General features: G+C 70.9%; 20 protein-coding genes. 10 read left to right on the top strand and 10 right to left on the bottom strand.

The features are described from left to right. The first annotated feature begins 16 nt into the window (after positions 1-16). Complete coding sequence (locus WME97_RS00495) at positions 17-1561, top strand: IMP dehydrogenase (RefSeq protein ID WP_437548554.1); 1545 nt, start codon at positions 17-19, stop codon at positions 1559-1561. Positions 1562-1679: 118 nt separating this feature from the next. On the opposite strand, the gene WME97_RS00490 is transcribed toward WME97_RS00495, so the two are convergent. Beyond that, positions 1680-2591 carry a LysR family transcriptional regulator gene (locus tag WME97_RS00490; protein ID WP_437548553.1) on the bottom strand — a complete coding sequence of 304 codons (912 nt, stop codon included), beginning with the start codon at positions 2589-2591 and terminating at the stop codon, positions 1680-1682. 230 nt (positions 2592-2821) lie between these two features. Between WME97_RS00490 and leuC the strand changes: the two genes are divergently transcribed. The 4 genes from leuC to WME97_RS00470 all read left to right on the top strand — a co-directional run bounded on the left by leuC (position 2822) and on the right by WME97_RS00470 (position 9539). Then, complete coding sequence (gene leuC / locus WME97_RS00485) at positions 2822-4231, top strand: 3-isopropylmalate dehydratase large subunit (protein WP_437548551.1); 1410 nt, start codon at positions 2822-2824, stop codon at positions 4229-4231. A gap of 27 nt (positions 4232-4258) precedes the next feature. Further along, positions 4259-4876, top strand: a complete 618-nt coding sequence (gene leuD / locus WME97_RS00480; RefSeq protein WP_437548549.1) for a 3-isopropylmalate dehydratase small subunit — start codon at positions 4259-4261, stop codon at positions 4874-4876. A 928-nt stretch (positions 4877-5804) separates the two neighbouring features. Then, positions 5805-7301: a hypothetical protein gene (locus WME97_RS00475; RefSeq protein ID WP_437548547.1), complete on the top strand. Its 1497-nt coding sequence runs from the start codon at positions 5805-5807 to the stop codon at positions 7299-7301. Positions 7302-8819: 1518 nt separating this feature from the next. Further along, positions 8820-9539 (top strand): TIM-barrel domain-containing protein, encoded by a 720-nt coding sequence (locus WME97_RS00470; RefSeq protein WP_437548545.1) that lies wholly within the window; start codon positions 8820-8822, stop codon positions 9537-9539. Here WME97_RS00470 and WME97_RS00465 read toward each other — a convergent pair. Genes WME97_RS00465 through WME97_RS00450 form a run of 4 tightly spaced genes read right to left on the bottom strand, consistent with a single transcriptional unit; the run spans position 9505 to position 12834 of the window. Then, positions 9505-10215 carry a lycopene cyclase domain-containing protein gene (locus WME97_RS00465; protein ID WP_437548544.1) on the bottom strand — a complete coding sequence of 237 codons (711 nt, stop codon included), beginning with the start codon at positions 10213-10215 and terminating at the stop codon, positions 9505-9507. The genes WME97_RS00470 and WME97_RS00465 overlap by 35 nt on opposite strands. 14 nt (positions 10216-10229) lie before the next feature. Continuing rightward, the gene (locus tag WME97_RS00460; protein ID WP_437548542.1) at positions 10230-11147 is read right to left on the bottom strand and encodes a prenyltransferase; all 918 of its coding nucleotides are present in this window, start codon (positions 11145-11147) and stop codon (positions 10230-10232) included. Then, the gene (locus tag WME97_RS00455) at positions 11144-11878 is read right to left on the bottom strand and encodes a ferrochelatase (RefSeq protein WP_437548540.1); all 735 of its coding nucleotides are present in this window, start codon (positions 11876-11878) and stop codon (positions 11144-11146) included. The genes WME97_RS00460 and WME97_RS00455 overlap by 4 nt, the downstream gene beginning before the upstream one ends. Beyond that, positions 11875-12834, bottom strand: coding sequence for a prenyltransferase (locus tag WME97_RS00450; protein ID WP_437548538.1), 960 nt, complete (start codon positions 12832-12834; stop codon positions 11875-11877). Before WME97_RS00450 ends, WME97_RS00455 begins: the two co-directional genes overlap by 4 nt. Positions 12835-13084: 250 nt before the next feature. Between WME97_RS00450 and WME97_RS00445 the strand changes: the two genes are divergently transcribed. After that, positions 13085-16810, top strand: a complete 3726-nt coding sequence (locus WME97_RS00445; RefSeq protein WP_437548536.1) for a UvrD-helicase domain-containing protein — start codon at positions 13085-13087, stop codon at positions 16808-16810. A 76-nt stretch (positions 16811-16886) separates the two neighbouring features. Beyond that, positions 16887-17513, top strand: a complete 627-nt coding sequence (locus WME97_RS00440) for a Uma2 family endonuclease (RefSeq protein ID WP_437548534.1) — start codon at positions 16887-16889, stop codon at positions 17511-17513. 277 nt (positions 17514-17790) lie between these two features. Here WME97_RS00440 and WME97_RS00435 read toward each other — a convergent pair whose 3' ends face one another. The 3 genes from WME97_RS00435 to WME97_RS00425 form a co-directional block, all read right to left on the bottom strand. Further along, a complete protein-coding gene (locus WME97_RS00435; protein ID WP_437548532.1) occupies positions 17791-18084 on the bottom strand; it encodes a hypothetical protein in 294 nt (97 codons plus the stop codon). A 1000-nt stretch (positions 18085-19084) separates the two neighbouring features. Next, positions 19085-19702: a hypothetical protein gene (locus tag WME97_RS00430; RefSeq protein ID WP_437548531.1), complete on the bottom strand. Its 618-nt coding sequence runs from the start codon at positions 19700-19702 to the stop codon at positions 19085-19087. 462 nt (positions 19703-20164) lie between these two features. Next, a complete protein-coding gene (locus tag WME97_RS00425) occupies positions 20165-20692 on the bottom strand; it encodes a hypothetical protein (RefSeq protein WP_437548529.1) in 528 nt (175 codons plus the stop codon). 153 nt (positions 20693-20845) lie between these two features. Between WME97_RS00425 and WME97_RS00420 the strand changes: the two genes are divergently transcribed. Next, positions 20846-21694, top strand: coding sequence for a GNAT family N-acetyltransferase (locus WME97_RS00420; RefSeq protein WP_437548528.1), 849 nt, complete (start codon positions 20846-20848; stop codon positions 21692-21694). A gap of 24 nt (positions 21695-21718) precedes the next feature. Here the strand turns inward: WME97_RS00420 and WME97_RS00415 are convergent, their stop codons facing one another. Further along, positions 21719-22030 (bottom strand): hypothetical protein, encoded by a 312-nt coding sequence (locus tag WME97_RS00415; RefSeq protein WP_437548527.1) that lies wholly within the window; start codon positions 22028-22030, stop codon positions 21719-21721. A gap of 487 nt (positions 22031-22517) precedes the next feature. Between WME97_RS00415 and WME97_RS00410 the strand changes: the two genes are divergently transcribed. Together WME97_RS00410 and WME97_RS00405 are read left to right on the top strand one after the other, a co-directional pair. After that, the gene (locus tag WME97_RS00410; protein ID WP_437548526.1) at positions 22518-23519 is read left to right on the top strand and encodes an N-acetylornithine carbamoyltransferase; all 1002 of its coding nucleotides are present in this window, start codon (positions 22518-22520) and stop codon (positions 23517-23519) included. Positions 23520-23524: 5 nt separating this feature from the next. Then, positions 23525-24859, top strand: a complete 1335-nt coding sequence (locus WME97_RS00405; protein ID WP_437548524.1) for an acetylglutamate kinase — start codon at positions 23525-23527, stop codon at positions 24857-24859. 46 nt (positions 24860-24905) lie between these two features. On the opposite strand, the gene WME97_RS00400 is transcribed toward WME97_RS00405, so the two are convergent. Next, positions 24906-25697, bottom strand: a complete 792-nt coding sequence (locus WME97_RS00400; protein WP_437548522.1) for a GNAT family N-acetyltransferase — start codon at positions 25695-25697, stop codon at positions 24906-24908. Positions 25698-25710: the final 13 nt, after the last annotated feature.

Here is a 25710-nt window from a genome sequence, read left to right as displayed (position 1 = left end):
TGCACTAGGAGCCGACATGGCATTCATCTACGATGAGCCGAGCAGGACGTTTGGCGAGTACCTGCTCGTCCCGAATCTGACGACGAAGGACTGCGTCCCCTCGAACGTCGATCTCACGGCTCCTGTCGTCCGGTTCAAGGCCGATCCGGGCGCGACGCCGCCGGATCCGAGGCTCGCGCCGCTCACGATCAGCGTGCCGATCACCAGCGCGATGATGCAGTCGGTCTCGGGCGCCGAGCTCGCGATCGCGCTCGCGCGCTGCGGCGGCCTGTCGTTCGTGTACGGCTCGCAGGGCATCGAGGAGGAAGCCGCCATGGTGCGGCGCGTGAAGAACTACAAGGCCGGGTTCGTCGTGAGCGACTCGAACCTGCGCCCCGACGCGACGCTCGGCGACGTCCTCGCGCTCACCGATCGCACGGGCCACTCCACCATTGCGATCACCGAGGACGGCACGCCCACGGGCAGGTTCGTCGGCATCATCACGAGCCGCGATTACCGGCTCGGCAAGACGCCGCTCAGCACGCCGGTGCGCGAGATCATGACGCCGTTCAAGTCGATCCACTGCGGCAAGGTCGGCCTCGATCTTCAGGAGGCGAATGAGCTCATCTGGCGTCACAAGCTCAACACCCTGCCTGTCATCGACGAGCGGCAGCACCTCCAGTACCTGGTGTTTCGCAAGGACTACGAGTCGCACCAGGCGCACCCGCTCGAGAACGTGGATCACGAGAAGCGCCTCATCGTCGGCGCCGGCATCAACTCGCGCGACTACAGAGATCGCGTGCCGGCGCTCGTGGAGGCGGGCGCCGACGTGCTCTGTATCGACTCGTCGGACGGCTACTCCGAGTGGCAGGGCGACACCATCGCCTTCGTGAAGTCGCTCGGCAAGCCGGCCTATGTCGGCGCCGGCAACGTCGTCGATCGCGAGGGCTTCCTCTACCTGGTCGAGGCCGGCGCCGACTTCGTCAAGGTCGGCATCGGCGGCGGCTCGATCTGCATCACGCGCGAGCAGAAGGGGATCGGCCGCGGCCAGGCGTCGGCCGTGATCGAGGTGGCCAAGGCGCGCGACGAGTACTTCCAGCGGACCGGCGTCTACGTGCCGATCTGCTCCGACGGCGGCATCAGCCAGGACTACCACATCACCATCGCCCTCGCGATGGGCGCCGACTTCGTCATGATGGGCCGCTACTTCGCGCGCTTCGACGAGTCGCCCGGGCGCAAGGTCCGCGTCAACAACCAGTTCATGAAGGAGTACTGGGGCGAAGGGAGCAACCGCGCGCGCAACTGGCAGCGCTACGACCACGGCGATACCAGCAAGAAGAAGGATCAGCTCGAGTTCGAGGAGGGCGTCGACAGCTACGTGCCGTACGCCGGCAAGCTGAAGGACAACCTCGACGTCACCCTCGCCAAGGTGCGCTCGACGATGTGCAACTGCGGCGCCACCTCGCTGCGCGACCTGTACATGCGCGCGCGCCTGACCGTCGCGTCCGCGGTGAGCATCCACGAGGGCGGCGTCCACGACGTGATGCTGAAGGACACACGCGGCAACACGCGCGAGCCCTGAGGAGCCACTCAGGCCGACCGTCGCTCTGGCGCCCCGGGGCGCGCGCTCCGGTCGACGAAGCGAGCCCTCGTGTCGCGCCCCCGTCGATCTGACGAGAAGCGGCGCGCCTCGCGCGGTGTCAGCCGCCGAGGAGCGCGCGCGTCCGCTGCTCCGCGCGGCGCCCCTCGGCGGCGAGCCGCTCGACGAAGCGCTCGACGATCGGATTGCGCCGGAAATTCTCGCGCGTCATCAGCTCGACGGGCAGCGGGTCGACCTCCGCGACCTCGACGTCGAGCCGCGAGCGCGCAACCTCGGTCAGCGCGAGCGCCGGCGCGAGGCCGATGCCGAGCCCGCCGGAGACGTACGAGACAAGGAGCGACACGCTCGACACGTCGATCGTCGAGATGGGCCGGATCCGCTCGCGATCCAGGTACGCGTCGAGCATCCGCCGCCCCACGCTGCCGGGCGCCAGCCGGAGCAGCGGCTCGTGCCGGAGCCGCTCGCGCAGCGCCGGCGCCGAGCCCTTGAGCCGCGGCCCCACCCAGAGGAACGGCTGCACGAACAGCGGCAGCTTCACGAGATCGCCGCCCGCCGAGGACGCCGACGCGAGGCCCAGATCCACCTCGCCGCGCTCCACCCCCCGCGCGGCGTCGACCGAGTTCGCCGTCGTGATCGCGAACCGCACCGGCGCGCGCTTCTCGAGCATCTGGCGGATCACCGGCACGAGCAGCCCCTTGCCGAGGTAGTCGCTCGCCGCCACGCGCAGGGTCGTCGACGGCTCCCCCGCCAGCTCCGAGAGCAGCTCGAACACCCCCTCCGCCTGGTCGAACAGCCGCGTGATCGCGCCGAGCGCCGCCTCGCCGGCCGGGCTCAGCCGCACGCCGCGCCCGTCGCGCTCGAACAGCGCCACCCCGAAGCGCTCCTCCACCCGGCGCACCTGCTGGCTGATCGCCGACGGCGTCTTGTGCAGCCGCCGCGCCGCCTCGGCGACCGAGCCCGACCGGGCCACCATCAGCACGTCCTCGAGCGCGGGGAGCAGCGACGCGTCCATGTAGCTTTACTTAATCGATCGTGAAAAAAGTTTCATTCGACTTAATTCTCTCGCGCCCGCATAGTCATGCCGCCCGCCCGACGTTGCACCGCCAGACCGGCGGCGGCCGGCGGCCTTCGAGGGAGGCCGCTGGCGCGCCCTGGCGCCGGCGTCGGGCCGGTCCGCTTCGCTTCGCACGCCGTCCCCTTCACCCCCCTTCACCCGATTCCAGCGCACCGCGAGAGGCCATCATGGGTAAGAGTCTCTATGACAAGGTTTGGGACCTCCACAAAGTCCGCACGTTGCCGAGCGGCGAGGACCAGCTCTTCATCGGCCTTCACCTGATCCACGAGGTGACGAGCCCCCAGGCGTTCGGGATGCTCCGCGATCTCGGCCTGCGGGTGAGCATGCCCGAGCGGACGTTCGCGACCCTCGATCACATCGTCCCGACCGACAACCGCAAGCGGCCGTTCAAGGACACGCTGGCCGAGGGGATGGTCGACGCGCTCAAGAAGGCGTGCACCGAGCAGGGCGTCACCTTCTTCGATCTCGAGTCGGGGAAGCAGGGCATCGTGCACATCATCGGCCCGGAGCTCGGCCTCACGCAGCCGGGCATGACGATCGCGTGCGGCGACTCGCACACGTCGACGCACGGCGCGTTCGGCGCGATCGCGTTCGGGATCGGGACGACGCAGGTGCGCGACGTGCTCGCCACGCAGACGCTGAGCCTCCAGCGGCTCAAGGTCCGGCGGATCCAGGTGGAGGGCAAGCTCGGGCCGGGCGTCTACGCGAAGGACATCATCCTCGAGATCATCCGCCGGCTCGGCGTGTCCGGCGGCACGGGCTACGCGTACGAGTACGGCGGGTCGACCATCGAGGGGTTCTCGATGGAGGAGCGGATGACCCTGTGCAACATGTCGATCGAGGGCGGCGCCCGGGTCGGCTATGTCAACCCGGACCAGGTGACGTTCGAGTACATGAAGGGGCGTCCGTACGCGCCGAAGGGCGAAGCGTGGGAGAAGGCGCTCGAGTACTGGCGCTCGATCGCGTCGGACGAGGACGCGCGTTACGACGACGTCGTCCGGATCGACGCGAGCGAGATCGCGCCGACGGTCACCTGGGGCATCACGCCGGGGCAGGCGATCTCGGTGAAGGAGAAGGTCCCGGCGGCCGAGGACGTGGCGAACGAGTCCGAGCGGGCGCTGATCCGCGAGGCGCTCGAGTACATGCGGCTCGAGGGCGGCAAGCCGATCGAGGGGACGAAGATCAACGTGGCGTTCATCGGGAGCTGCACGAACGGGCGCCTGTCGGATTTCCGGGAGGTCGCGCGGCGCATCCAGGGGCACAGGGTCGCGCCGCACGTGCGCGCGCTGGCCGTCCCGGGGTCGATGGAGGTGGCGCGCGCGGCCGAGGCCGAGGGGCTGGACCGGGTCTTCCGCGACGCGGGCTTCGAGTGGCGCGAGCCGGGCTGCTCGATGTGCCTGGCGATGAACCCCGACAAGCTCATCGGGGATGAGCTGTGCGCGTCCTCGTCCAACCGCAACTTCAAGGGCAGGCAGGGGAGCCCCACCGGGCGCACCGTGCTCATGAGTCCGGTGATGGTCGCGGCTGCCGCCGTCCGCGGCGAGATCGCCGACGCTCGTGACGTGTTCGGAATCTGACGACGCTCGCACCCGAGGGAGATCCCAATGGCACTCGATTTGATTCAATCCGTCACCGGTCGCGCCGTTCACGTTCCGGGGGACGACATCGACACGGACCGCATCATCCCGGCGCGCTTCTTGAAGTGCGTCACCTTCGACGGCATCGGCGAGCACCTCTTCCGGGACGTGCGCTTCGACGAGCGCGGCGAGAAGCGGGAGCACCCGCTGAACGACCCGCGCTTCGCGGGGGCCACGGTGCTGATCGCCGATCGCAACTTCGGCTGCGGGTCGTCGCGCGAGCACGCGCCGCAGTCGATCGCGAAGGCGGGTTTCAAGGCCGTCATCGCCGAGAGCTTCGCCGAGATCTTCTTCGGCAACTCGACGACGCTCGGCATCCCCTGCGTCTCGGTGAGCCGCGAGGACCGCGCCGCGCTCGTGGCGCGCGTGAACGCCGACCCGACGACCCCCGTCACGGTCGACCTGCAGGGGCAGCTCGTCCGGGCGGGGAGCGATCTCACGGTGCCCTTCACGATCAAGCCGGGCGCGCGCGAGTCGCTGATCCGGGGCACCTGGGATCCGATCGCCCAGCTGCTCGAGGGGGCCGCGGAGGTCCGGCAGGTGGCGGCGCGGCTGCCCTACGTGCGGCCCACCTCCGCGCAGTAGCTCCGCGCTCGATCGGGGCGCTGCCCCAACCTGGGGCGCGCGAGCACCTCGCGAGCACCACCTCAACCTGGGTCACCACCTCAACCTGGGTCACCACCTCAGTTACCACCTCAACCTGGGTTACCACCTCAACCTGGGTCGGGCACCACGCCCACGCCCCCGAGCACCTCAACCCGGGTCGGGCCACCACGCCCACGCCCCCTGCTGAACCTCAACCTGGGTCGCGGCTAGCCTCAACCTGGGTCGGGTCATCGCCGGCCGAACCTCAACCTGGGTCGGTCATCCGTACCTCAACCTGGGTCGGGTCATCCCCCCTGGGTCGCGTAACCCAGCTCACTCAAGAAAAAAAATTCCCCATCCTTCCATCCCCTTGCCTCCCGGCACCCCCTGTGGCGCCAGTTGGCTCAACGTGACACGTAGCCAGCGCTCCCCGTCACACTGCCGCCCCGTCGCGCTGAGCGGATGCGCGCAGCGGGCGCCGCGCGACCGCGAAAAGCCGGCCGATGCGCGGCGCGCCGTGCGGCCGTCGACGCTACCGAGCAGGCGGACGCGCCTGGCATGTCCAGTGCTTTATCTCCACGCGAGCTCTCCGAGTCGGCGCTGAGACGCCGCGCGCAGCAGCGCTCGCAGGCTGCGGCGCAGAGCCATCGTTCCTTGATCGCGTGTCTCGCACAGGCACGCAGGATGGAGTACCCCCATGCGTTTCGCGATCTTCTCCTCTCTTATCTCGCGTTCGTCAGCCGCTCGCTCCTCTCTCCAGGGTCTGGTTGCGCTCTCCGCGCTCGTTGTGCTCACCGGCGCCAAGGGGCAGGGCTGTGGGGGCGTGGACGAGCCCCCACCGCCACCAGAGCCCGACTGCGGACCTGGCTTTCACTGGGAGACGGTCTGTTCACCGTGCGAGATCGGCGAGATGTGCGAGGAGCAGTGTGTGCCCGACAGCATCTGTCCTGCTGACTGGAGCGAACAGACCATCTGCAGCGGCGGCACCACGTCTTCGGGCCAGGGTGGCTTCGCCGGCGGCACCGCCATCCCCGTCGATCCGGGCGAGTGCTGGACCGAGTGCATCCCGCCGCAGCCGTACTGCCCGCCGGGCACGATCGAGCAGACCGTGTGTGGCGGCACCACCACGGTCGGCTCCGGCGGCTGGGGCACCGGCGGCATGCCGATGCCTTCCGAGCCGTGCTGGACTCAGTGCGTGCCCGTCGAGCCCTATTGCCCGCCCGGCACCACCCTGCAGACCTTCTGCGACGAAAGCACCACCGTCACCAGCAGCAGCGTCGGCGTCGGCGGCTCGGGTGGCTGGGCGGGCACCGGCGGCGCCGATGCGGGCGCGAGCCCGCCGTACCCCGGCGGCGGCTGCTGGAACGAGTGCGTGCCCACCGAGCCCTACTGCCCGCCCGGCACCACCCCGCAGACCTACTGCGACGGCGGCACCTCCGTCACCAGCAGCAGCAGCGTCGGCGTCGGCGGCTCGGGTGGCTGGGCGGGCACCGGCGGCGCCGGCGGTGGCACCGCTGGCGGGGGCATGGGCGGCTCCGATCCAGGCTTCGCCGCGCCGCGCCCCCCCGGCGGCAGTTGCTGGACCGACTGCGTGCCCACCGAGCCCTACTGCCCGCCGGGCACCACCCCGCAGACCGTCTGCAGCGGCAGCAGCGGCGTCGGCGGCACTGGCGCCTATGACGGCGACTGGGGCGGCTGCCGAACCGAGTGTGTGCCCACCGAGCCCTACTGCCCGCCGAACAGCATCCCGCAGACCGTCTGCGGCGGCAGCGCGGTCTCGGTCGGCAGCTCGGGCAGCACCGGCACCGGCTATGGCGGCAGCGGCGGCAGCGGCCCGTACCCCGGCCAGGACCCGTACCCCGGCCAGGAGTACTGCTGGACCGAGTGCGTGCCTGTCGAGCCCTACTGCCCGCCGGGCACGACCCAGCAGACCATCTGCGAGGACGGCGAGCCCGTGCCCGGCACGAGCAGCAGCGGCACCGGCATGGGTGGCATGCCCTTCCCCGGCGGCGGCTGCTGGACCGACTGTGTGCCCACCGAGCCCTACTGCCCGCCGAACAGCATCCCGCAGACCGTCTGCGGCGGCGGCAGCTCCGTCGCTGTCGGCAGCTCCAGCAGCTCCGGCACCGGCGCGGGCGCCATGCCCTACCCCGGCGATTGCTGGACCGAGTGCGTGCCCGTCGAGCCCTACTGCCCCGCGGGCATGATCGAGCAGAAGGTCTGCTCCGGCGAGAGCAGCAGCAGCAGCACCGGCACCGGCATGGGCGGCGCCGACGCGTACCCGCCCGGCGATTGCTGGATCGAGTGTGTGGACGGAGCCACCTGCCCCCCCGGCGCGATCGTCCGGACCATCTGCGAGGAGCCGAGCGGCGGCGGCGCCGGCGGCCCCGTCTGCCGGACCGAGTGCGTCCTGATGCTGCCGTGACGCGACGGGCGCGGGCGATCCCCCCGACCGCGGGAGGCTTCGCGAGCGAAACGCCGCCGCCCGCGCCCATCCGATGACGAAGGCGCCGGGAGCGCCAGGGGAAGCACGATCCCCTGGCGCTCCCGGCGTTTCGGCGTTCCAGGACGGCACCGTCGCGGCGTTGCGCGGCTGTCATCCACCGAGGCTCGTACCCGACACCAACGCACGGAGCGCCCGAGAGCACAACGTTCGGGACCAGGCCGCGACCCGCATTGAAGACGGTGGAGCGGGCCCTGAAGCAAGCGTGCCTGCTCGATCGACGTGATCCGTGCCGTTGAAGGTCGCTGATCGATTGAAGGGCGCTTCGAGAGACGGCGACGGGCGAGGTCCGCCTTGACCACGAGGAGGCTCGCTGTTTCACCGGCGGGCACCGCCACATCCCCCCTCGCGCTCTTCGCGCACGCCTTCTTGACGGTTGATCGGGCTGCCTCCGACGCTGCGAGCGGGTCTGGCGGTCCGGCGATGACCGCGATCCAGCGCTCACCCTGTTGACGCGGCGCTCCGGAGGAGCCCTGCCAGCCTCGTCCTCCCCCGGATTCGACGATGCCCGCGGGCCGGTAGATTGGAATTGACATCGGCAATGTGAGCGTTCCCATTGCACTCGAGGGGTATCCTTTCGCTTCGGCCTCCTCGGTCGCCCTGGGCACCGAGATCTTCGTCATCTGTTCGCTCTTCATCGATTTTTGCACCAGTTCTATTCGCCTGGCCTTCGAGAAAGCGATCGCTGCTCGAGGGTGATTGGTGTTGTGCCGAGGGCGATCCGCCAGAGGACACGACAGACATCGCGTATTCGACGCCTGTCGTGAAAGCCTGGATGCTGTCCACCGGACATGATTTCGCCAAGGATCCGGCGATACTGGCGGTGTGGCCGGATGGCCACCTCGGGAGCGGAGTAACGTTGTTTGCGGCGGGCCACGCTCAGGCGCTCCTCGGGCGCACCGGTGTCATCACATCGGCCCGTCCGGGGATCCGGCTGAGCCACGCGGGAGGTTGGGTGCGCACCGCGCTCATCGCGCTTCTTCATCACGGAGCCAGGCTGCGCCCAGGGCGCCCGCCTGCTGCCAGCCGCGCAGTCCGCGCCGGCGAGCCATGCCGCTGTAGCCGAGCTCTTGCGGTCGGTGCTCTCGAGGAACCCGCCTTGAGCACGAACAAGATCCCCGTCAGGGCGATCTGATCACGAGTACGCGGCCGGCCGCCCTGCGCCTTCGGCTCCGTCTTCGACAGCAGCGGTTCAGGTCGCCCCCAGCGTTCTTCCGGCGCCAGCGGCTCCCCCGCGCCGTACTCCGCCGCGCGCTCCGCCTCTCCCGAGCGACGGGTCAAGCGGGCTGTCGCCAGGCGCCCTCATGCTGATTCAGCGGCGCGGAGCGCGGGCGAAGACAGCTCCGCGCCGCGACCGCATGGGGACAGTCCGCGCTCTTACAGCTGGCGTGAACCATTGAAGTCGGGAGCACTCATGAACTCTGTTGCTTGCGAGGAATCATGCGAAACTTGATCTCGCTCGCGGGGATGCCCTATTGGACCACGGACATCGGCGGGTACTGGGGCCACAACGTGGACTGGACCACCAGCGCGAACAATGAGCTCTTCACCCGCTGGTTTCAGTACGGCGCCTTCTCCCCGATCTTCCGGATTCACGGAGGCGGCTCGAGGGAGCTGTACAGCAACAGCTGGAGCGCCGCCACCAAGGCCAACCTCCTCAAGATCGACAATCTGCGCTATCGGCTGATGCCTTACATCTACTCATTGGCATGGAAGGTGACCAGCGACGGCTACACCATGATGCGGCACCTGGTCTTCGACTATCCCAGCGATGCGAATGTGTTCAACATCAAGGATCAGTTCCTGTTCGGCCCCGCGTTCCTGGTCAATCCCGTGACCACCGCGGGCGCTACCAGCCGCTCCGTTTATCTCCCCGCGGGGACCTGGTACGATTTCTGGACGGGCTCGACGACAGACGGCGGACGTACGGCCTCCGTTCCCGCGCCGCTGAGCGAGCTGCCGCTCTTCGTCAAAGCGGGATCGATCGTCCCCATGGGCCCCAGCATCCAGTATGCGACGCAGAGCATCGACCGTTGTAACCGCGAACTGAGCTACGGCCGTCGACGTCCAGGCGGATGGACGGCGTCGCTCGCCGAAGACGCGCGCCGGAAGCGCCGAGGGAATTTCAATCCCCGTCGCTTCCGGCGTGCCCGTACCTGAACCCGAACGCCCACGCCGGGAACACCGTGCCCGCGAAGCCCGCGCCGAGCCCGTAGAGGACCTCGTCGAGCGGCACGCCGAGCAGCGCGCTCCCCGGCAGCAGCACGCTGGGCCGCCAGGTGCGCTCGAACACGCCGGGCACGAGCGCAGCGAAGACGAGGCACAGGCCGAGGTAGAGCGCCGCCGACAGGAGCGCCCCGAGCAGGCCCGGCACGAGCAGATCGCGGCGCGCCCCCACGAGCGCCGCGGAGAACGCCGTCATCGCCGCCACCGCGGCGTAGAGGACGGGCACCCCCGCCGCGACCAGCGCCCCGGCCGCGGCGAGCGCGAGCGCGATCACCACCCCGGCACGCAACCACGGTCGCGCGCGCGGCGCCCCCTGCGCCGCGCAGGGCACCGGCGCGCGGCGGAACACAACGGCATAGACGGTCGAGGAGAATCCGCTGAGCCCGACGACGAACAGCACGTCCTCGATGCCGAACCCGATCCGATCGGCCAGGTCGAACAGGAACTTCGGGGCCCAGTACCTCGGGTAGAACAGCCGCTCGGTCGCCGCGAACGGCAGCGAGGCGAGCGCCATCCGCTTCATCAGGGGGCGCAGATCCGGGCGCGCGAGCCAGATGACGCCCCCCGGCAGGAGGAAGAGCAACGAGAGCAGCAGGAACTCGTGCGACATCGCGCCCTCGCTCCTCAGCGCGCGGCGAGGGCGATGACGGTCGAGCCGACCAGCGACAGCGTCGCCGCGCCCGCCGCCGCGACCCGGACCAGCAGCAGGCGCGAGCCCGGCGGCGCTGGGCGGGCCAGCAGCACGACGAGCGCCGCCGCCGCCGGCGCGAGCAGGGCCGCCCCAGGGCTCAGCCCCACCGCGCCCAGGCCGACCGGCGCGAGCACGAGCGAGAGCCCGTTCAGGAGGACCACGCACCGCGCCGCCCGCTCTCCGCCCACGCGCACGGGCAGCGTCCGCTTGCCGCTCTCGCGATCCGAGGGCTCGTCCGGGAGCGCGGTGGCGATCGCGGAGCCGAGGTGGCTCGGCAGCAGGAACGCGAGCAGCGCGAAGGGAAAACGCGCGGGGTCGCCCCCCTGGGCGATGTACCCGTAGAGCGGCAGGACCGCGCCGACGCCGACCATCTGGAGCAGCTCCCCGCCGCCGCGGTACGACAGGCGAAGCGGCGGGTAGCTGTAGGCCCAGAGCAGCAGGAGCGCCGCGATCGCCAGGAGCACGAGGAGCGGCGCGGCGGCCGTCGCCAGCGCCGCGGCGAGCGCCGTTGAGACGGCCACGAGCGCCGCGGCGCACACGACGGCCGCGGCGCCGAGCGCGCGGGGCGAGAGGCGCCCCTCGACAAGCACGCGCGAGCCGCCCGAGAACGGCGTGGCGGTCCGGTTGCGGCGATCGGTCTCCTGGTCGGCGACGTCGTTCGCGTAGACGATGAAGAGCTGGTTCAGCAGGCCGAACAGCTGGACCGCCGCGAGCGTCCCCACGTCGAGCGGGCGACCGGCCGCCCGCGCGCCGACGAGCTGCCCGAGCAGCAGCGGGAGCGCGATGCTCGGCTGCGAGGCCAGCCGAGACGCATCGAGCCACGCTCGAAGCGCGCCCGGCCGGACGCTCATCGCCCCTCGCCCCGCGACAGGCCGAGGCGATCGGCCAGCTTGGCGCGCAGATCGGTGAAGGGGAGGTCCCAGCGGCGCTCGCCGTCGAGGCGCCAGGCCTTGAGCGGGATCAGGTCGACCTGGGCGAGCAGGCAGTGGAGCTGCGACTCCTCGGGCGGCTCGCGGATGAACGAGAAGGGGTTGCGGTACTCCCGGCCGTTCAGCTGCGAGTACTTGCGGTCGTTGCTGGCCACGAGCTCGACGAGCGTCCTCTGCCGGCCGTCGAGGTAGTCGAAGAACGAGACGTCGAAGGGCCCGATGCCCGCGCGCTCCTCCGGCTTGCGCATCACCCAGCGAGCCCAGTCGTAGCCGTAGAGGAAGTCGTGCGCGTAGCGGAAGCGCAGCTTCGACTTGTTGCCGAAGCCCAGGCAGAGCGACACCACGCGGCGGGCGAAGTCGCCGATCGCGGGCGCGCTCCCGGCCTGCCACAGGCAGCAGGCCAGGTAGTCGACATCCCAGAAGATGTTGTCGGGGAAGTTGTCGGCGACCGCGCAGATCACCTCGCCGAGCCCGCGGGCGAAGGCGCGCGCCCGCTCGGCGTCCTCGCTGCCGTTCACGATCTGCTCGACAAGGGCGACGGGGGTGGGCGCGCACGGCCGGCCCGGCGCGACCGAGGCCCGCGCGCCCAGCAGGGGCGTGAGGCGCGCGAGCGCGTCGCGCTCCTCCGGGGGGATGACCGCGACGCCCGTCATGTCGGCCCTCCCCCGGCGAGGAGCCCGGCGGCGAGCACGGCCGCCGACAGGGCGACGATGCCCCACTGGATCGCGCGGTGGAGCTCGCGCTTGTAGGCCGCCTGCGCGGCGAAGGCGTTCGTCACCGCCTCGGGGCTCTTCTCGACGAGCCGCGCCCTGAAGAAGAGCGCCACGGCCGCCGCCGGCGCGACCGACCAGAGCGGCGGCGCGCCCTCGGCGAGGAGGGACGCCGCGAGCCAGAGGAGCGGGCCAAGGCCGGCGAGGGCCTCGGTGACCCGGCGCGTGGCCGCATTGCCGAGCAGCGTCGCCACGGTGCGCTTGCCGCCGGCGCGGTCGCTCTGCTCGTCGGACAGCCCGCTGGCCAGCGCGCTCGCCAGCGCGAGCAGGAGCAACCCCGGCAGGAGCGCGACGAGCCACGCTGGCGCCAGCGCGCCGCACTGGGCATACGCGTGCAGCACGGGGAGCACGCCGCCGACGCCGGCCATCTCGAGGAGCTCGCCGCCGCCGCGGTAGTTGAGCCTGATCGGCGGCAGCGTGTAGGCGACGAAGACGAGCTGGCCGAGCGCGGCCAGGGGGAGCAGCAGCGGGCGATCGAGCGCGGCGCCGGCCCCCCAGGCCATGAGCAAGGCGGAGACACCGGCCCCGAGCCCGGCGAGCAGGAGGGCCTTGGCGGGAAGGATGCCGTCCGGGATGGTCTTCGGCGAGCAGCCGCCCGGGAACATGCGTCGCTTGAGGGCGTCCACCTCGCGATCGCCCCAGTCGTTCAGGAGCACGACGAAGGCGACGTCGGCCATCATCCACAGCGCGCCGAAGGCGAGGGCCCCTGCGGACAGCCGGCCGGCGACGGCCGCGCCCACCGCGTGCCCGTATGCGGCCGGGACGAGCACCTTGGGCCAGCTCGCGGGTTTGAGCGCGTACGCCCACCGCGCTCCAGGGCTCATCGACTCGAGGCGCATGGATCAGCTCCCCCTGCTGCTAGCACAAGAACATCCACGCTCAGGGGTTACATGAGCCCGTCCGGAAAAACGGACCGCCTTCCGCCGGGCACGGCAGCGTTTCCTTCCACGCCGATCTGCGCCACCTTACTCCCCCGACAGCCTCCCCACGCGACCCAGTGCGGCACGTCCTCCTCCCCTCCCCGAGCCTGGCCGGCGCGCTCCTGCCGCGCGCCCCCGGGCAGCGCCTCGAGCCCGCGCGGAGGCGCGCGTGACCGCCGACGCGGTCCGATCGCGCGGCGCGCGGGAGCTCGCGGATGAGCCCGCCCGCCGCCGCATCCGCGACGATCTGCGGACGACGCTCGTCGTCGAGGCCGCCGCGGGCACCGGCAAGACCACCGCGCTCGTGTCGCGGATCGTCGCCGTGCTGCGGAGGGCGCCCGAGGAGGGCGGCGGGACGCTCGATCGCATCGTCGCGGTGACCTTCACGGAGAAGGCGGCCGGCGAGATGAAGCTGCGCCTCCGGGCCGAGATCGAGCGGGCGCGCAGCGACCCGGGCGCCGGCCCGGCGGAGCGCGCGCGGCTCGACGAGGCGCTCGCGCACCTGGAGGCGGCGCGCATCGGGACCATCCACTCCTTCTGCGCCGACCTCCTGCGCGAATGGCCGGTCGAGGCGCGCGTCGACCCGCTGTTCCAGGTCGCGGCCGCGGATCAGGCCGAGGCGCTCTTCGACCAGGCCTTCGACGCCTGGTTCCAGCGCACCCTGAACGACCCGCCCGAGGGCGTGCGCCGGATCCTGCGCCGGCGCCCGCGCGACGGCGCGCAGGGCCCGCGCGACCTGCTCCGGAGCGCGGCGTTCAAGCTCGCCGAGCACCGCGACTTCACGCGCCCCTGGCGGCGCGATCCGTTCGACCGCGAGCGCGCGATCGACGAGATCCTGGACCGCCTCGCGGCGCTCGCGGACCTGGGCGCCGAGGCCGACCGGGAGGGCGACTACCTCGCGCAGAGCCTCCGGAACCTCGACCGCTACCTCGCGGAGCTCCGCCGCCGCGAGGAGGTGACGGGCGGGCGCGACCACGACGGCCTGGAGGCCGAGCTCGGCGACGTCGCGCGCTGGAAGGAATGGCGCTGGAAGGGCTCAGGCAAGGCGTTCGGCGGGGATCTCACGCGCGCCGAGGTGCTCGCGCAGCGCGACCGCGTGAAGGTCGAGCTCGACGCCGTGCTCACGGCCGCGAGCGCCGATCTCGCGGCCTGCCTCTCGCGCGAGCTCCGGCCGCCGATCGAGGCGTACGACGCGCTCAAGGCCCGCGCCGGCAAGCTCGACTTCCTCGACCTGCTGCTCTGCGCCCGGGACCTGCTCCGATCGAGCCGCGGCGTGCGCGAGGAGCTCAACCTCCGCTTCTCGCACCTCTTCGTCGACGAGTTCCAGGACACCGACCCGCTCCAGGCGGAGATCCTGCTCCTGCTCGCGGCCGACGACCTCTCCGAGGCCGACTGGACGCGGGCGCGCCCGGTGCCCGGCAAGCTCTTCGTGGTCGGCGATCCGAAGCAGTCGATCTACCGCTTCCGCCGCGCCGAGGTCGCGCTCTACGAGGCGACCAAGGCCCGGCTCGTCGCGTGCGGCGCGAGCGTCCTGTACCTGTCGACGAGCTTCCGCAGCGCCCCGTCGATCCAGGAGGCCGTCAACGCGGCGTTCGCGCCGCTGATGCAGGGAGGCACCGCGGAGGGCGAGCGCGCGGCGACCCAGGCGCGGTACGTCGCGCTCGAGCGGTTCCGGGACGATCCGCCGGAGCAGCCGACGGTCATCGCGCTCCCGGTGCCGCGGCCTTACGGCGACTTCGGCAAGATCTCCGATTTCCGTGTGCGGCAGTCGATCCCGGACGCGGTGGGCGCCTTCGTCCACCACCTCATCCACGGCGGCGCGGCGTCGGGCGCGCGGCGCTGGACGGTGACGGAGCGCGAGCGCCCGGGCCAGCGGGTGCCGCTCGAGGCGCGGCACATCTGTCTCTTGTTCAAGCGGTTCCAGACGTTCGGGGAGGACGCGACCCGCGCCTACGTGCGGGCGCTCGAGGCGCGGCGGATCCCGCACGTGCTCGTGGGCGGGCGGTCGTTCCACGATCGCGAGGAGGTGATGGCGGTGCGGAGCGCGCTGCTCGCGATCGAGTGGCCGGACGACGAGCTCAGCGTCTACGCGACGCTGCGCGGGCCCCTCTTCGCGCTGACGGACGACGTGCTGCTGCTCTACCGCGACCGCTTCCGGCGCTTGCACCCGCTGTTTCAACCGCCGGACGACGGGGCGCTCGATCTCGCGGTGGAGGGCGGGGCGCGGCCGCTCCGGGAGGTCGCCGAGGCGCTCGCGGTGCTCGGGCGGCTGCACCGCGAGCGCAACCGGCGGCCGATCGCGGACACCCTCGGCGGGCTCCTCGACGAGACGCGCGCGCACGCGGGCATCGCGATCTGGCCGACGGGGGAGCAAGCGCTCGCGAACGTGCTGCGGGTGATGGATCTCGGGCGGCGCTTCGAGGCGGCCGGCGCGACGTCGTTCCGCGCGTTCGTGGAGCGGCTCGAGCTCGACGCCGAGCGGGGTGAGGTCGCCGAGGCGCCGGTCGTCGAGGAGGGGACGGAGGGGGTGCGGATCATGACGGTGCACCGGGCCAAGGGGCTCGAGTTCCCTGTGGTGATCCTGGCCGATCCGGCGTCGCCGGCGGCGCACCAGCTCCCGTCGCGGCACGTGGATCCGGAGCTCGGCCTGTGGGCGGAGCCGATCGCCGGCTGCGTGCCCGCGGAGCTCGTCGAGCGCCGCGAGGAAGTGCTGCGCCGCGATCGCGAGGAGGCGGTGCGGCTCGCGTACGTGGCGGCGACGCGCGCGCGCGAGCTCTTGGTGGTGCCCGCGGTCGGCGACGCGCGCCCAGGCGACGGCACGAGCGACGGCTGGCTCGACGTGCTGCACCCGGTGCTCTACCCGGCGCCGCGCGAGCGACGAAGCCCTCGACGTTGCGAGGACCTCGGCTGCCCTCCGTTCGGGACCGACACGGTGCTGGAGCGCCCGGCGCGGTGCGAGGCCGACGAGCGGGACGCGGTCGCGCCGGGGGAGCACGCGCCAATGGCCGGATCGCACCGCGTTGTGTGGTGGGATCCGGGGGCGCTCGACCTGGATCGCGAGCCGGAGGCGGGGCTGCGCCAGCAGCGGATCCTGCAGGCGGACGCGGGCGGCGCGGCGGCCGCGGGCGCCGGGATCATCGGAAGCGCCGGGGCGACGTCGAGCGCCGTGATCGCAGGAGAGCTCGGACAGCGCGGGCACGAGGTGTGGTTGGAGGCGCGGCAGCGGGCGATCCTGGACGGCGCGGTGGCGGCGGTCCGCGTGAAGACCGCGACGGAGATCAGCCACGAGGCGGCGGCGGCGGTCGGAGCGGGGATGGCGGCGGCGGTCGGAGCGGGGATGGCGGCGGCGCAGCGGAGCGGCGGAGCGGCGGCGCGCGGGGATAGGGCGGACGCGCTGCCGGTGATCTCGTTCGAGCAGACGGAGATCGCGCGCGAGGGGCGGCCCTACGGCAAGCGGTTCGGGACGCTGGTGCACGCGGTGCTGGCCGAGGTGGACCTCCGGGCGGGCGAGGACGAGGTAAGGACGGTGGCGGCAGCGCAGGCGAGGCTGCTCGGGGCGCCGGCCGAGGAGCTCGACGCGGCGGTCGCCGCGGCGGTCGCGGCGCTCGATCACCCGCTGCTCCGGCGCGCAGCGGAGAGCGCGGCCCGCGGCGCGTGCGAGCGGGAGACGCCGCTGCTCCTGCGGCTCGAGGACGGGACGATCGCCGAGGGCATCGTCGACCTCTCGTTCCGCGAGAGCGTGGGAGACGTGGGGATCTGGACCGTGGTCGATTTCAAGACCGGCTCCGACGCGGGCACGGCGCACGCGGCGCAGGAGGCGCAGGTGCGGCTCTACGTGCAGGCCATCGCGGAGGCGACGGGCGAGAGGGCGAGAGGGGTGGTGCTCAGGGTGTGAGGGGCGCTGCCGGACGCAGAGGGAGGCCCGTGGGTGGCGCGTCGCGGGAAGCCCGTGCGGTGGTACGATGGGTGCCATGGGTTCGACAGCGACAGCGGAGATCCTCCGACCTGAGCCGATGACGCTGGAGCAGTGGGCCGACCTGGAGGAGGACCAGCCGGGTGAGCTCCTGGACGGTCGTCTCGTGGAGGAAGAGGTGCCGACGACGCTGCACGAAGCGGTGGTGAGCTGGCTGATCGAGGTGCTGCGCGGATGGGCCCGACCGCGGGGCGGCTGGGTGTTCGGCTCGGAGTACAAGCTCGGCGTGTCGGCGCGACGCGGGCGCAAGGCCGACGTGTGCATGTACGCCCCGGGCGCGCCTCTCCGCGGCCGCGATGCGCTCTCCCGGATCCCCCCGACCGTGGTGGTCGAGGTGCTCTCGCAGCGGCCGCGTGACGTGCGACGCGATCGGATGGAGAAGACCCTCGAGTACGCCCGCTTCGGGGTGCGCTGGTACTGGCTCGTGGATCCGGACGCGCAGCTCTTCGAGCTGTTCGAGCTCGGCCCCGACGGGTACTACGTGCAGCGGTTGCCCGCCTCGGAAGGGAGGGTGCGCGTACCAGGGCTCGACGGGCTGGAGCTCGATCTGGATGCGCTCTGGGCCGAGGTGGCGCCGCTCTTGGACGACGACGAGCCGGAGCGGGACGAGAGCGGCGACAGGTGAGCCGGGGACCTCAGGCCGGCGCTGCCGCGAGAGCTTCGGCCGGCTTCGCCTTGGAGCGCCGCGTCTTCGGCGCCTGGACGGCGCCCAGCGGCGCGAACAGGGCCTTGTAGGTCCCGACGTCCTCGTCGCACGCTGCCGCCGCGTGCTTCCTCAGCGTCCTGAGCGCCTTGGACCATTCGGGCAGGAGGGCGTCCCGCTCCGCGAGGGCCTTCGCGAAGGCGGCCTGCGGTTTGGTGAGCTTGGCGAGCGCGGCCTGCGCCGCGCTCGCGCCAGCGGCTCAGATCGATGGCTCCCACACCGTCGAGATGTTGAACTTCCGCGTCGGGAAGCTGCCGTCTTTGCCGGTTCGAGCCGTGACAACGATGCGGTGGTTGGCGCCGGCCACAAAGTCAGTGAAGTGAATTCCCACCGGGGAGCCGACCATGCAGCCGCCGAAATCAGCATAGCCGCCGCGCAGCACCTGGTCATCCACGTACTGCATGACCCCGTTCACCTCCTTGTACAGGGTGGCCGCCAGGAACAGCTTCTCGCAATCCGCTTCATTCGTCGGCAGGAAGTCCGCCCAGGTCACGTACGTATGCAGCGTGTGGCCGGGACCGGGCTGCGGCGTGAAACCGTTCCTGTAATTGTCGACGTCGACCGCCAGGCTTTTGTAGCAGCCCGTCGTGTTGTACGTCGTCGGCGAGGTGTAGTTGTTGTAGCCGCCGGTGAACGTCGAAACCGCGCCGACGGTGGCGCAAGTAGACTCGCTGTACGCCTGCTCCGCCTCCGCGACGTCCTCATGGCCCTAATCGTCCTGCATCTCCACGGCGCAGCCCGTGGCGGCCATCGCGGCCATCGAAGCAAAGAGACACCCCACTACGGCATTGATTCGGCTCATCGTTTCGAATCTCCATGTGTAAAGCGTACGAGAATGGCGCCGCGATGCTCAGCCGGACCGAGGAGGTCATGATGCGCTGGTTCGCCCACGCGAAAGGCGTCGAGGCGCGTCGCCTCTTCAAGAGGGCGTTCCCCCATCCAGTTCATCGTCGCCGCAGAGTCATTATGCAGCGCGCATGCCAGCCAGGCGCCCCTCTGACTCAAGGCCATCGCCAGGCCCCCGGGCGCGGGCCGGGATGCTCCTTCGACGCGGCAAATCCAGCCAAAACGGGCTCCCGTGTGGCGCGCCAGGAAGCCAGAGCGCTGGCCGCGCGAGCCGCACAAGGCGTGTCTGTCACGCAGCGGGAAGTGACATGTCACGCGGCAGGCCGTGACATATCACGGTGAGCGTCGTCGGGCGCCGGTACCGCGGCTGCGCCGCACGCTCGCCTCACCGCTCCCGCGGGGTGACGGCGCTCGCGGAGGGCATCGTCGATCTCTCGTCCCGCGAGAGCGTGGGCGACGTGGGGATCTGGACCGTGGTCGGATTCAAGGCCGGCTCCGAGGCGGGCACGGCGCACGCAGCGCAGGAGGCGCAGGTGCGGCTTTACGTGCAGGCGATCGCGGAGGCGACGGGCGAGAGGGCGAGAGGGCGAGAGGGGTTGTGCTCAGGGTGTGAGCGGCCCCAGCGCCAGGCGCCTGCGATCGGCAGCTCAGTTCGGCTCCCACACCGAACGGACCCTGAACTTCCGCGTCGGGAAGCCGCTGCCATTGCCGGTTCGGGCAGTGGCGACGACGCGGTAGCTGTGGGTGGCCACCATGGGCGTATAGAACTTGAGTCCGTGACTGAGGCCAACGTTGCAGCCGCTGCCGGCGACGTAGTTGCCGCGTCTCTGCGCCATCTCCACGGGGACCATCACCCCGTCATCCTCGTGGTACAGGGTGGCGGCCATGAACAGATCGCGGCACGCCTCCGGGTCCGTCGGCAGGGTGTCCGCCCAATCCACGTACGTATTCAGCTCGTGGTTGGGGCCGGGCGCCGGAGTGAAACCGGCCTCGTAGCCGACGACGTCGACCGCCAGGCTCTTGTAGCAGGCCGTCGTGGTGTACGTCTGCGGCGAGGTGTAGTTGTAGCCACCGATGTAGGTCGTCACCGGCGCGACGGTAGCGCACGTCGCCTCGCTGTACGCCTGCTCCACCTCAGCGACGTCCTCATCGAGCGAATCGACCCCGTCGACCAGATCGTCCTGCATCTCCACGGCGCAACCCGTGGCGGCCATCGCGACCATCGAAGCGAATAGACACCCCACCACGGCATAAGCTCGGCTCATCGTGCCACTCTCCATGTGTAAAGCGTATGAGTACGGCGTCTCGACGTTCAGCGGGGGACCGCGGAATTCATGATGCGCTGGTTCGCCCAGCCGGAGGTGTGGAGGCGAATCGCCTCTTCAGCGGCGCATTCCCTCGCCCGGCTCGTCGTCGCCGCAGGGGCACTTCGCAAGAGAGATGCCACCCCGGCCCCCCTCGGCTTCAACGTCATCACCGAGCCTCGAAGCCGGACCGGTACCGCTCCTCGACACGGGAAATGCAGTCCGAAACGAGCTCCTCGCGCCGCGCCAAGAAGCCGGAGCGCTGCCCGCGCGAGCGGCCGCAAGGCCGTGACATGTCACGCAGCGGGCCGTGACATGTCACGCAGCGGGCCGTGACATGTCACGCAGCGGGCCGTGACATGTCACGCAGCGGGCCGTGACATGTCACGCAGCGGGCCGTGGACGCCGGGGTCCGACGGGCGCTCACCGCCGGCCGGGGGTCCGCACGAACCGCTCGTCGTCCACGGTGGTGGGAAAATCGTCGGCGTCGATGTGCTTGTACAGGTCGCCCTCGCGGATCTCGTAGCGCATGTACACGACGGGCTCCTCGATGGGCTCCTCGACTCCATCCTGCAGGATGCGGGTGTACTCCAGCGCGATGTGGCCACGCTCGGTGTTGTACGAGGTGACGCGCGCGTAGAGGTCGCGCGGAGCGCCCATGTACGGAAAGCGGTGGTGGAAGCTCGTCGCGCTCAGCTCGATGAGCGAGCCGTCATCCTCGCTGACCCACATGCCCACGAAGGGCAAGCGCTGTGTCTCGTTCCTCCGGGACTCCGGCTCATCCGCCGCCAGCCTGGGCTCGGGCGCGCCAGGGCGCGAGGGCGGAAGCACGACCTCGACCGGGGCGGCGGCCCCCGACGGCAGCCGAGCTGGCGAGGACCCGCAGCCGCTCATGTAGAGCGTCGCGAGCGCAAGGGCGGCGCACGTCGCGCCAAAGCCACGTCGGTGCATGAGGCGAGTCTACACCCGGGCGGCGGGCGCCGGCCCCCTGGACGCGCGATGTACGGCCGGCGCCGGCGCCGCTCGACGCCGGCACCCAAGGGCCTCTCCGAGGAGCCCGGTGTTCCTCGCACCGGAGCGCATCCGGTGACACAATCGCGGCCTGTGAGCGCCCTCCTCGCCGCCATCGAGCGGTTTTACGATGCCGTCCCTCGCTGGCGCGCTGACGCAGAGGATCACGGACCGCTGACCCTCTTCGTTCGCCGCGGCGACGGCTGGCCCTACTACGCCCGCCCTGCCCTCGGCCATCCCGGCCCCGTATCGGTCGAAGACGTGGCCGCCGTGCGCGCGCGTCAGCGGGAGCTCTCGATCCCGGAGGCGTTCGAGTGGGTGCTGGAGACCACCCCTGGGCTCGACGCCACGGCCGAGGCCGCCGGCCTGCATGTCCGGCGCTGCCCGCTGCTCGTGCTCTGCGGCGAGCCCCACCAGACGCCTTTGCCGGAGGACGTCTCGCTCTCGATCGTCACCGCCCAGGACCCGGATCTCGCCGCGGTGCAGGCCGTCGCGCCCGTCGCCTTCGGCGTGCTCGACACCGCGGTCGGTCCTGCGGGACCGGCCGAGCGGGAGGCCGCCGCGGCCGTGCTCCCGGCCGGACAGGCGGCCGCGTGGCACGCGTCGCTGATCGAGGGGACGCTGGTGCACGCGGCCGCTCGGGGCCGCGAAGGAGCGCTCGCCGGTCCGCTCTGCACCGGCAGCTACCAGCACGCGCTGGACGTCGCCGAGATCGTCGGCGTGGGGACGCTGCCGGCGGCCCGGGGGCGCGGCCTCGCCGCCGCGGTCACCGCGGTTCTGGCCCGCCATGCGCTGGACGCCGGGCTCCGCACCGTGTTCCTGTCCGCGCAGAACGACCGCGTCGCGCGCGTCTATGAGCGGGTCGGGTTCCGGCGCGTCGCCACCGCGTGCATCGCAGAACCGCCCGCGCAAGCGGAGAGCGGCGCCGTCCTCGGAACGTGATGCGGCGCCCCACCGCGGCGCCGGTCAGACAGGGGCGACGTGGTAGTCCGGTCCCTCTTCCCCGCGCAGGATCTCGGTATGAACGACCGACGCGCTCCGCAGGTGCGCCACCTCCCCGAGCTCGGCGTCGCCGCGATATGCCGAGAAGGCCTGTTCATCCGGAAACGTGACGAGGTGGATCTCCTTCAGGGTGAGCCCACCGCCGTCGGGCGCGGTCACCACGGTCCGCTCGATCGCGCCGCCGTACCGCGCCATCACCGCCGCGGCCTTCCTCTCGTACGCGCGGAACGCGTCGAGCGCCTCGCACCGCACCGTGAGGATCACGACCAGCGTCACAGGAACAGCCGCTCCTTCACGCCACCCCATCACCAAAGCACAAAAAAAGAGCGCCCATTCGACGGTGGGGGGGGAAACCGTCACGGGCGCTCTGCCCTACTTGTTTAGCAGGATGCAGGCCAAGGGTTGCACCCCCGATTTCCGCGAGTCTTTCCCTAGGGGACCTGCGTACTCCTTTCGTTCCTGAAATCATCACCTGCAATCCTGGTGTCCTCGCCACTGCCGAGGAGCTCGTCCAGCGGGTGGTGGGGCCGGCACGAGACCGTGCCCGCCACCGGCGTCGGTTCCCGCTCCCGACATGTCCTCGAAGCGAACCACGCTCACCGGTTTCTCGTCGCATCGCGCAGCGGTCCCCGCTCGCCGGAGGCGAAGGGCCGCCCCCTTGAATCGCCCGCGCGCCGCGCGGCGCGAGCAGCGTTGACATCACCGCCAGGCTTGCTCCTAATGCGAGTGCCCGCTCCGCGCCGTTCACACGAGGAGGCATCCGATGCGGCACTTCCTGACCACGATGGACTACACCCGCGCAGAGATCGAGGGCCTCCTCGAGCGCGCGCAGCGCTTCAAGCGGCGGCCGATCGAGCCGCGCCTCAAGGACCGCACCATCGCGCTCGTCTTCTTCAACCCATCGCTGCGGACGCGCACCTCCTTCGACGTCGGCATCCGGGAGCTCGGCGGCCACGCCGTCGTGCTCGAGCCTGGCCGGAGCGCCTGGCCCATCGAGTTCGAGGAAGGCATCGCGATGGATGGCGAGCCGGAGGAGCACATCCAGGAGGTCGCCCGCGTGCTCTCCCGCTACGCCGATCTCATCGGCGTGCGCGCGTTCCCCAAGTTCCAGCGCTGGGAGGACGATCGCCAGGACAAGGTGCTCCAGGGCTTCGCCCGCCACGCCACCGTGCCGGTCATCAACCTGGAGACCATCACCCACCCCTGCCAGGAGCTCGCGCTCGCGCTCGCCATGAAGGAGCGCCTCGGCCGCCTCGACGGCAAGAAGTTCGTCCTCACCTGGACGTATCACCCGCGCCCGCTCAACACCGCGGTCGCCAACTCGGCCGTCCTCATCGCGTCCAAGCTCGGCATGGACGTCACCCTCCTGTGCCCCAGCGAGGAGTACCACCTCGACGAGCGCTACCTCGACGCCGCCAGGAAGAGCGCCGAAGGCAACGGGCAGAAGCTCTCGATCACCTACGACATCAAGTCCGCCTACGAGGGCGCCCACGTCGTGTACGCGAAGAGCTGGGGCGCGATTCCGTACTTCGGGCGCTGGGAGCAGGAGAAGCCCATCCGCGACAAGAACAAGCACTTCATCGTCGATGAGCAGAAGATGGCGCTCACCGCGGGGGGGCTCTTCTCCCACTGCCTGCCGGTCCGGCGCAACGTGAAGGTCACGGACGCGGTGATCGACTCGCCAGCATCGATGGTCATCGACGAGGCAGAGAATCGGCTGCATGTCCAGAAGGCCGTGATGGACGTGCTGGCCAACGGGTGGTGACAACGATGGGTTCGACGCAAGACGTCATCGTCCGCCTGCTCAGGAACCTCGGCAGCCGCAAGGAGGTCGAGCAGTACCTGAAGCAGTACGCGGCCGTCGATCAGCAGAAATTTGCGATCATCAAGGTCGGCGGCGCCATCCTCGACGAGGACCTCGAGGCGCTCGCGACCTCGCTCGTGTTCCTCAACCAGGTCGGGCTGTATCCCGTCGTCATCCATGGCGCCGGGCCGCAGCTCGATCGGGCGCTCGCCCAGGCGGGCATCCCGACGGAGCGGGTCAATGGCCTGCGCGTCACGACGCCCCGCATCCTGGAGATCGCCCGCCGCGTCTTCCTCCGCGAGAACCTGCGGCTCGTCGAGGCGCTCGAGGAGATGGGCACGCGCACGCGGCCGATCACGGCGGGCGTCTTCGAGGCGTCGCTGCTCGACGAGCCGCGCCTCGGGCTGGTGGGCAAGGTGGAGCGCGTCCACGTCGAAGCGGTGAGGTCCAGCCTCCGCGCCGGGCACCTGCCGATCCTGGCCTGCCTCGGGGAGACGCCGGGCGGGCAGATCCTCAACATCAACGCCGACGTCGCCGCGCGCGAGCTCGCGCTCGCGACGCAGCCGTTCAAGATGATCTTCCTCACGAGCACGGGTGGCCTCCTCGACGAGCACGGGCGCATCATCTCGGCCATCAACCTCGAGGAGGATTTCGCGGGCCTCATGGCCCAGCCCTCGCTGAACGACGGCATGCGCCTCAAGCTGCAGGAGATCAAGCTCCTGCTCGACGGGCTGCCGGCGACCTCCTCGGTCTCGATCACATCGCCCGATCACCTGGCGAAGGAGCTCTTCACGCACACGGGCTCTGGCACGCTCGTCCGCCGCGGCGAGCGGATCCTCCGGCACGACACGCTGGACGGCATCGACCGCGACCGGCTTCGCGATCTGCTCGAGGCGTGCTTCCTGCGGAAGCTCGACGAGCACTACTTCGACAAGAAGCCTTTCTATCGCATCTACCTGTCCGACTCCTACCGGGCGACGGCGATCCTCACGCTCGATCCGGGCGGGAGGGCCCCGCTCACTCCGTACCTCGACAAGTTCGCGGTGACCTCGGAGGCGCAGGGCGTGGGGATCGGCGGCTCGCTCTGGACGCGGATGAAGAGCGAGAACCCGAAGCTGTTCTGGCGCGCCCGGAACGGCAACGAGATCAACCCCTGGTATTTCCAGCAGGCCGAGGGCAGCTACCGCAACGAGAACTGGACGGTGTTCTGGTACGGCCTGTCGAGCTTCGACGACATCCGCGCCTGCATCGATCACGCGCTGTCCTTGCCGGCGACCCTGCGCCAGCACGGCACGGTCTGACCCGGCCCTGACCCGCCGTGGCGAGCGCGCCTCGCCGCGCTCGGGCTCACGGCGGGTCGCCGCCGCCGTCGTTCTCCGCCTCTTCGAGCGGATCGATCGCCTCGTCCGTCGCGGGGCCCTCTGGGCGCGACGCCGGCTGCGGGCGCGACGCCGGCGGCGGGGCGCTCGACCTCTTCTCGCCGCCGCGCGCCTTCAGCGTCCGCCGCGGCGCTCGCTTCGGCTTCGCGGGCGCGCCGAGCGCCTCCGGGTTGCGGGGCTTCTTGAGCGCTCGAGGCGGCAGGAGCTCCGCGTCGACAGCGACCTTCTTCGCCATGAAGATCGCGGCGTCGAGCCGGTAGAAGCTGCGCTTCCGGTAGAACTTGAGGGCGCCGTCGTTGTTCTCGGCCACCTCCAGCACGAGGTGGGTGCAGCCGTGGATGCGCGCGAGGTGCTCGAGCTGCTCGAGCATGAAGGCGCCGACGCCGCGGCCCTGGTACTCGGGGTGGACCGCGAGCTCCTCGACGAAGAGCGGGCGCATGTCGTGCTTCGTGAAGTAGCGCTCGTTCATCCAGTTATCGGTCCCGGTGATCTCGAAGGCGCACTCCGCGTAGCCGACGATCTCCTGACCATGCGCCGCCCGGACCTCGAAGAGGAGCTGCTCGACCCCTTCTTCTTCGTAGACCTCGAGGAACCGCTTCTTCGAGCGAGGCCGCTGGTATTCGACCGTCTCCCGGTTGACGTCGCGGAACACCTTCTTGAGGAATTCCCAGACCCGGTTCAGGTCGCGCCGGTGGATCCGGCGCACGTAGATGAGGCTCTCTTCCCCGGCGGCGCGGGTGCTCGACTCGGCCTTGCTCATCGCCGCGCCCAGT

Origin of the sequence: Sorangium sp. So ce367, assembly GCF_051520455.1 — a bacterium.
Classification (GTDB): Bacteria; Myxococcota_A; Polyangia; order Polyangiales; family Polyangiaceae; genus Sorangium; species Sorangium cellulosum_B.
Note: the sequence above shows the minus strand (reverse complement) of the source record. Positions and strands in the feature narration are given on the sequence as shown.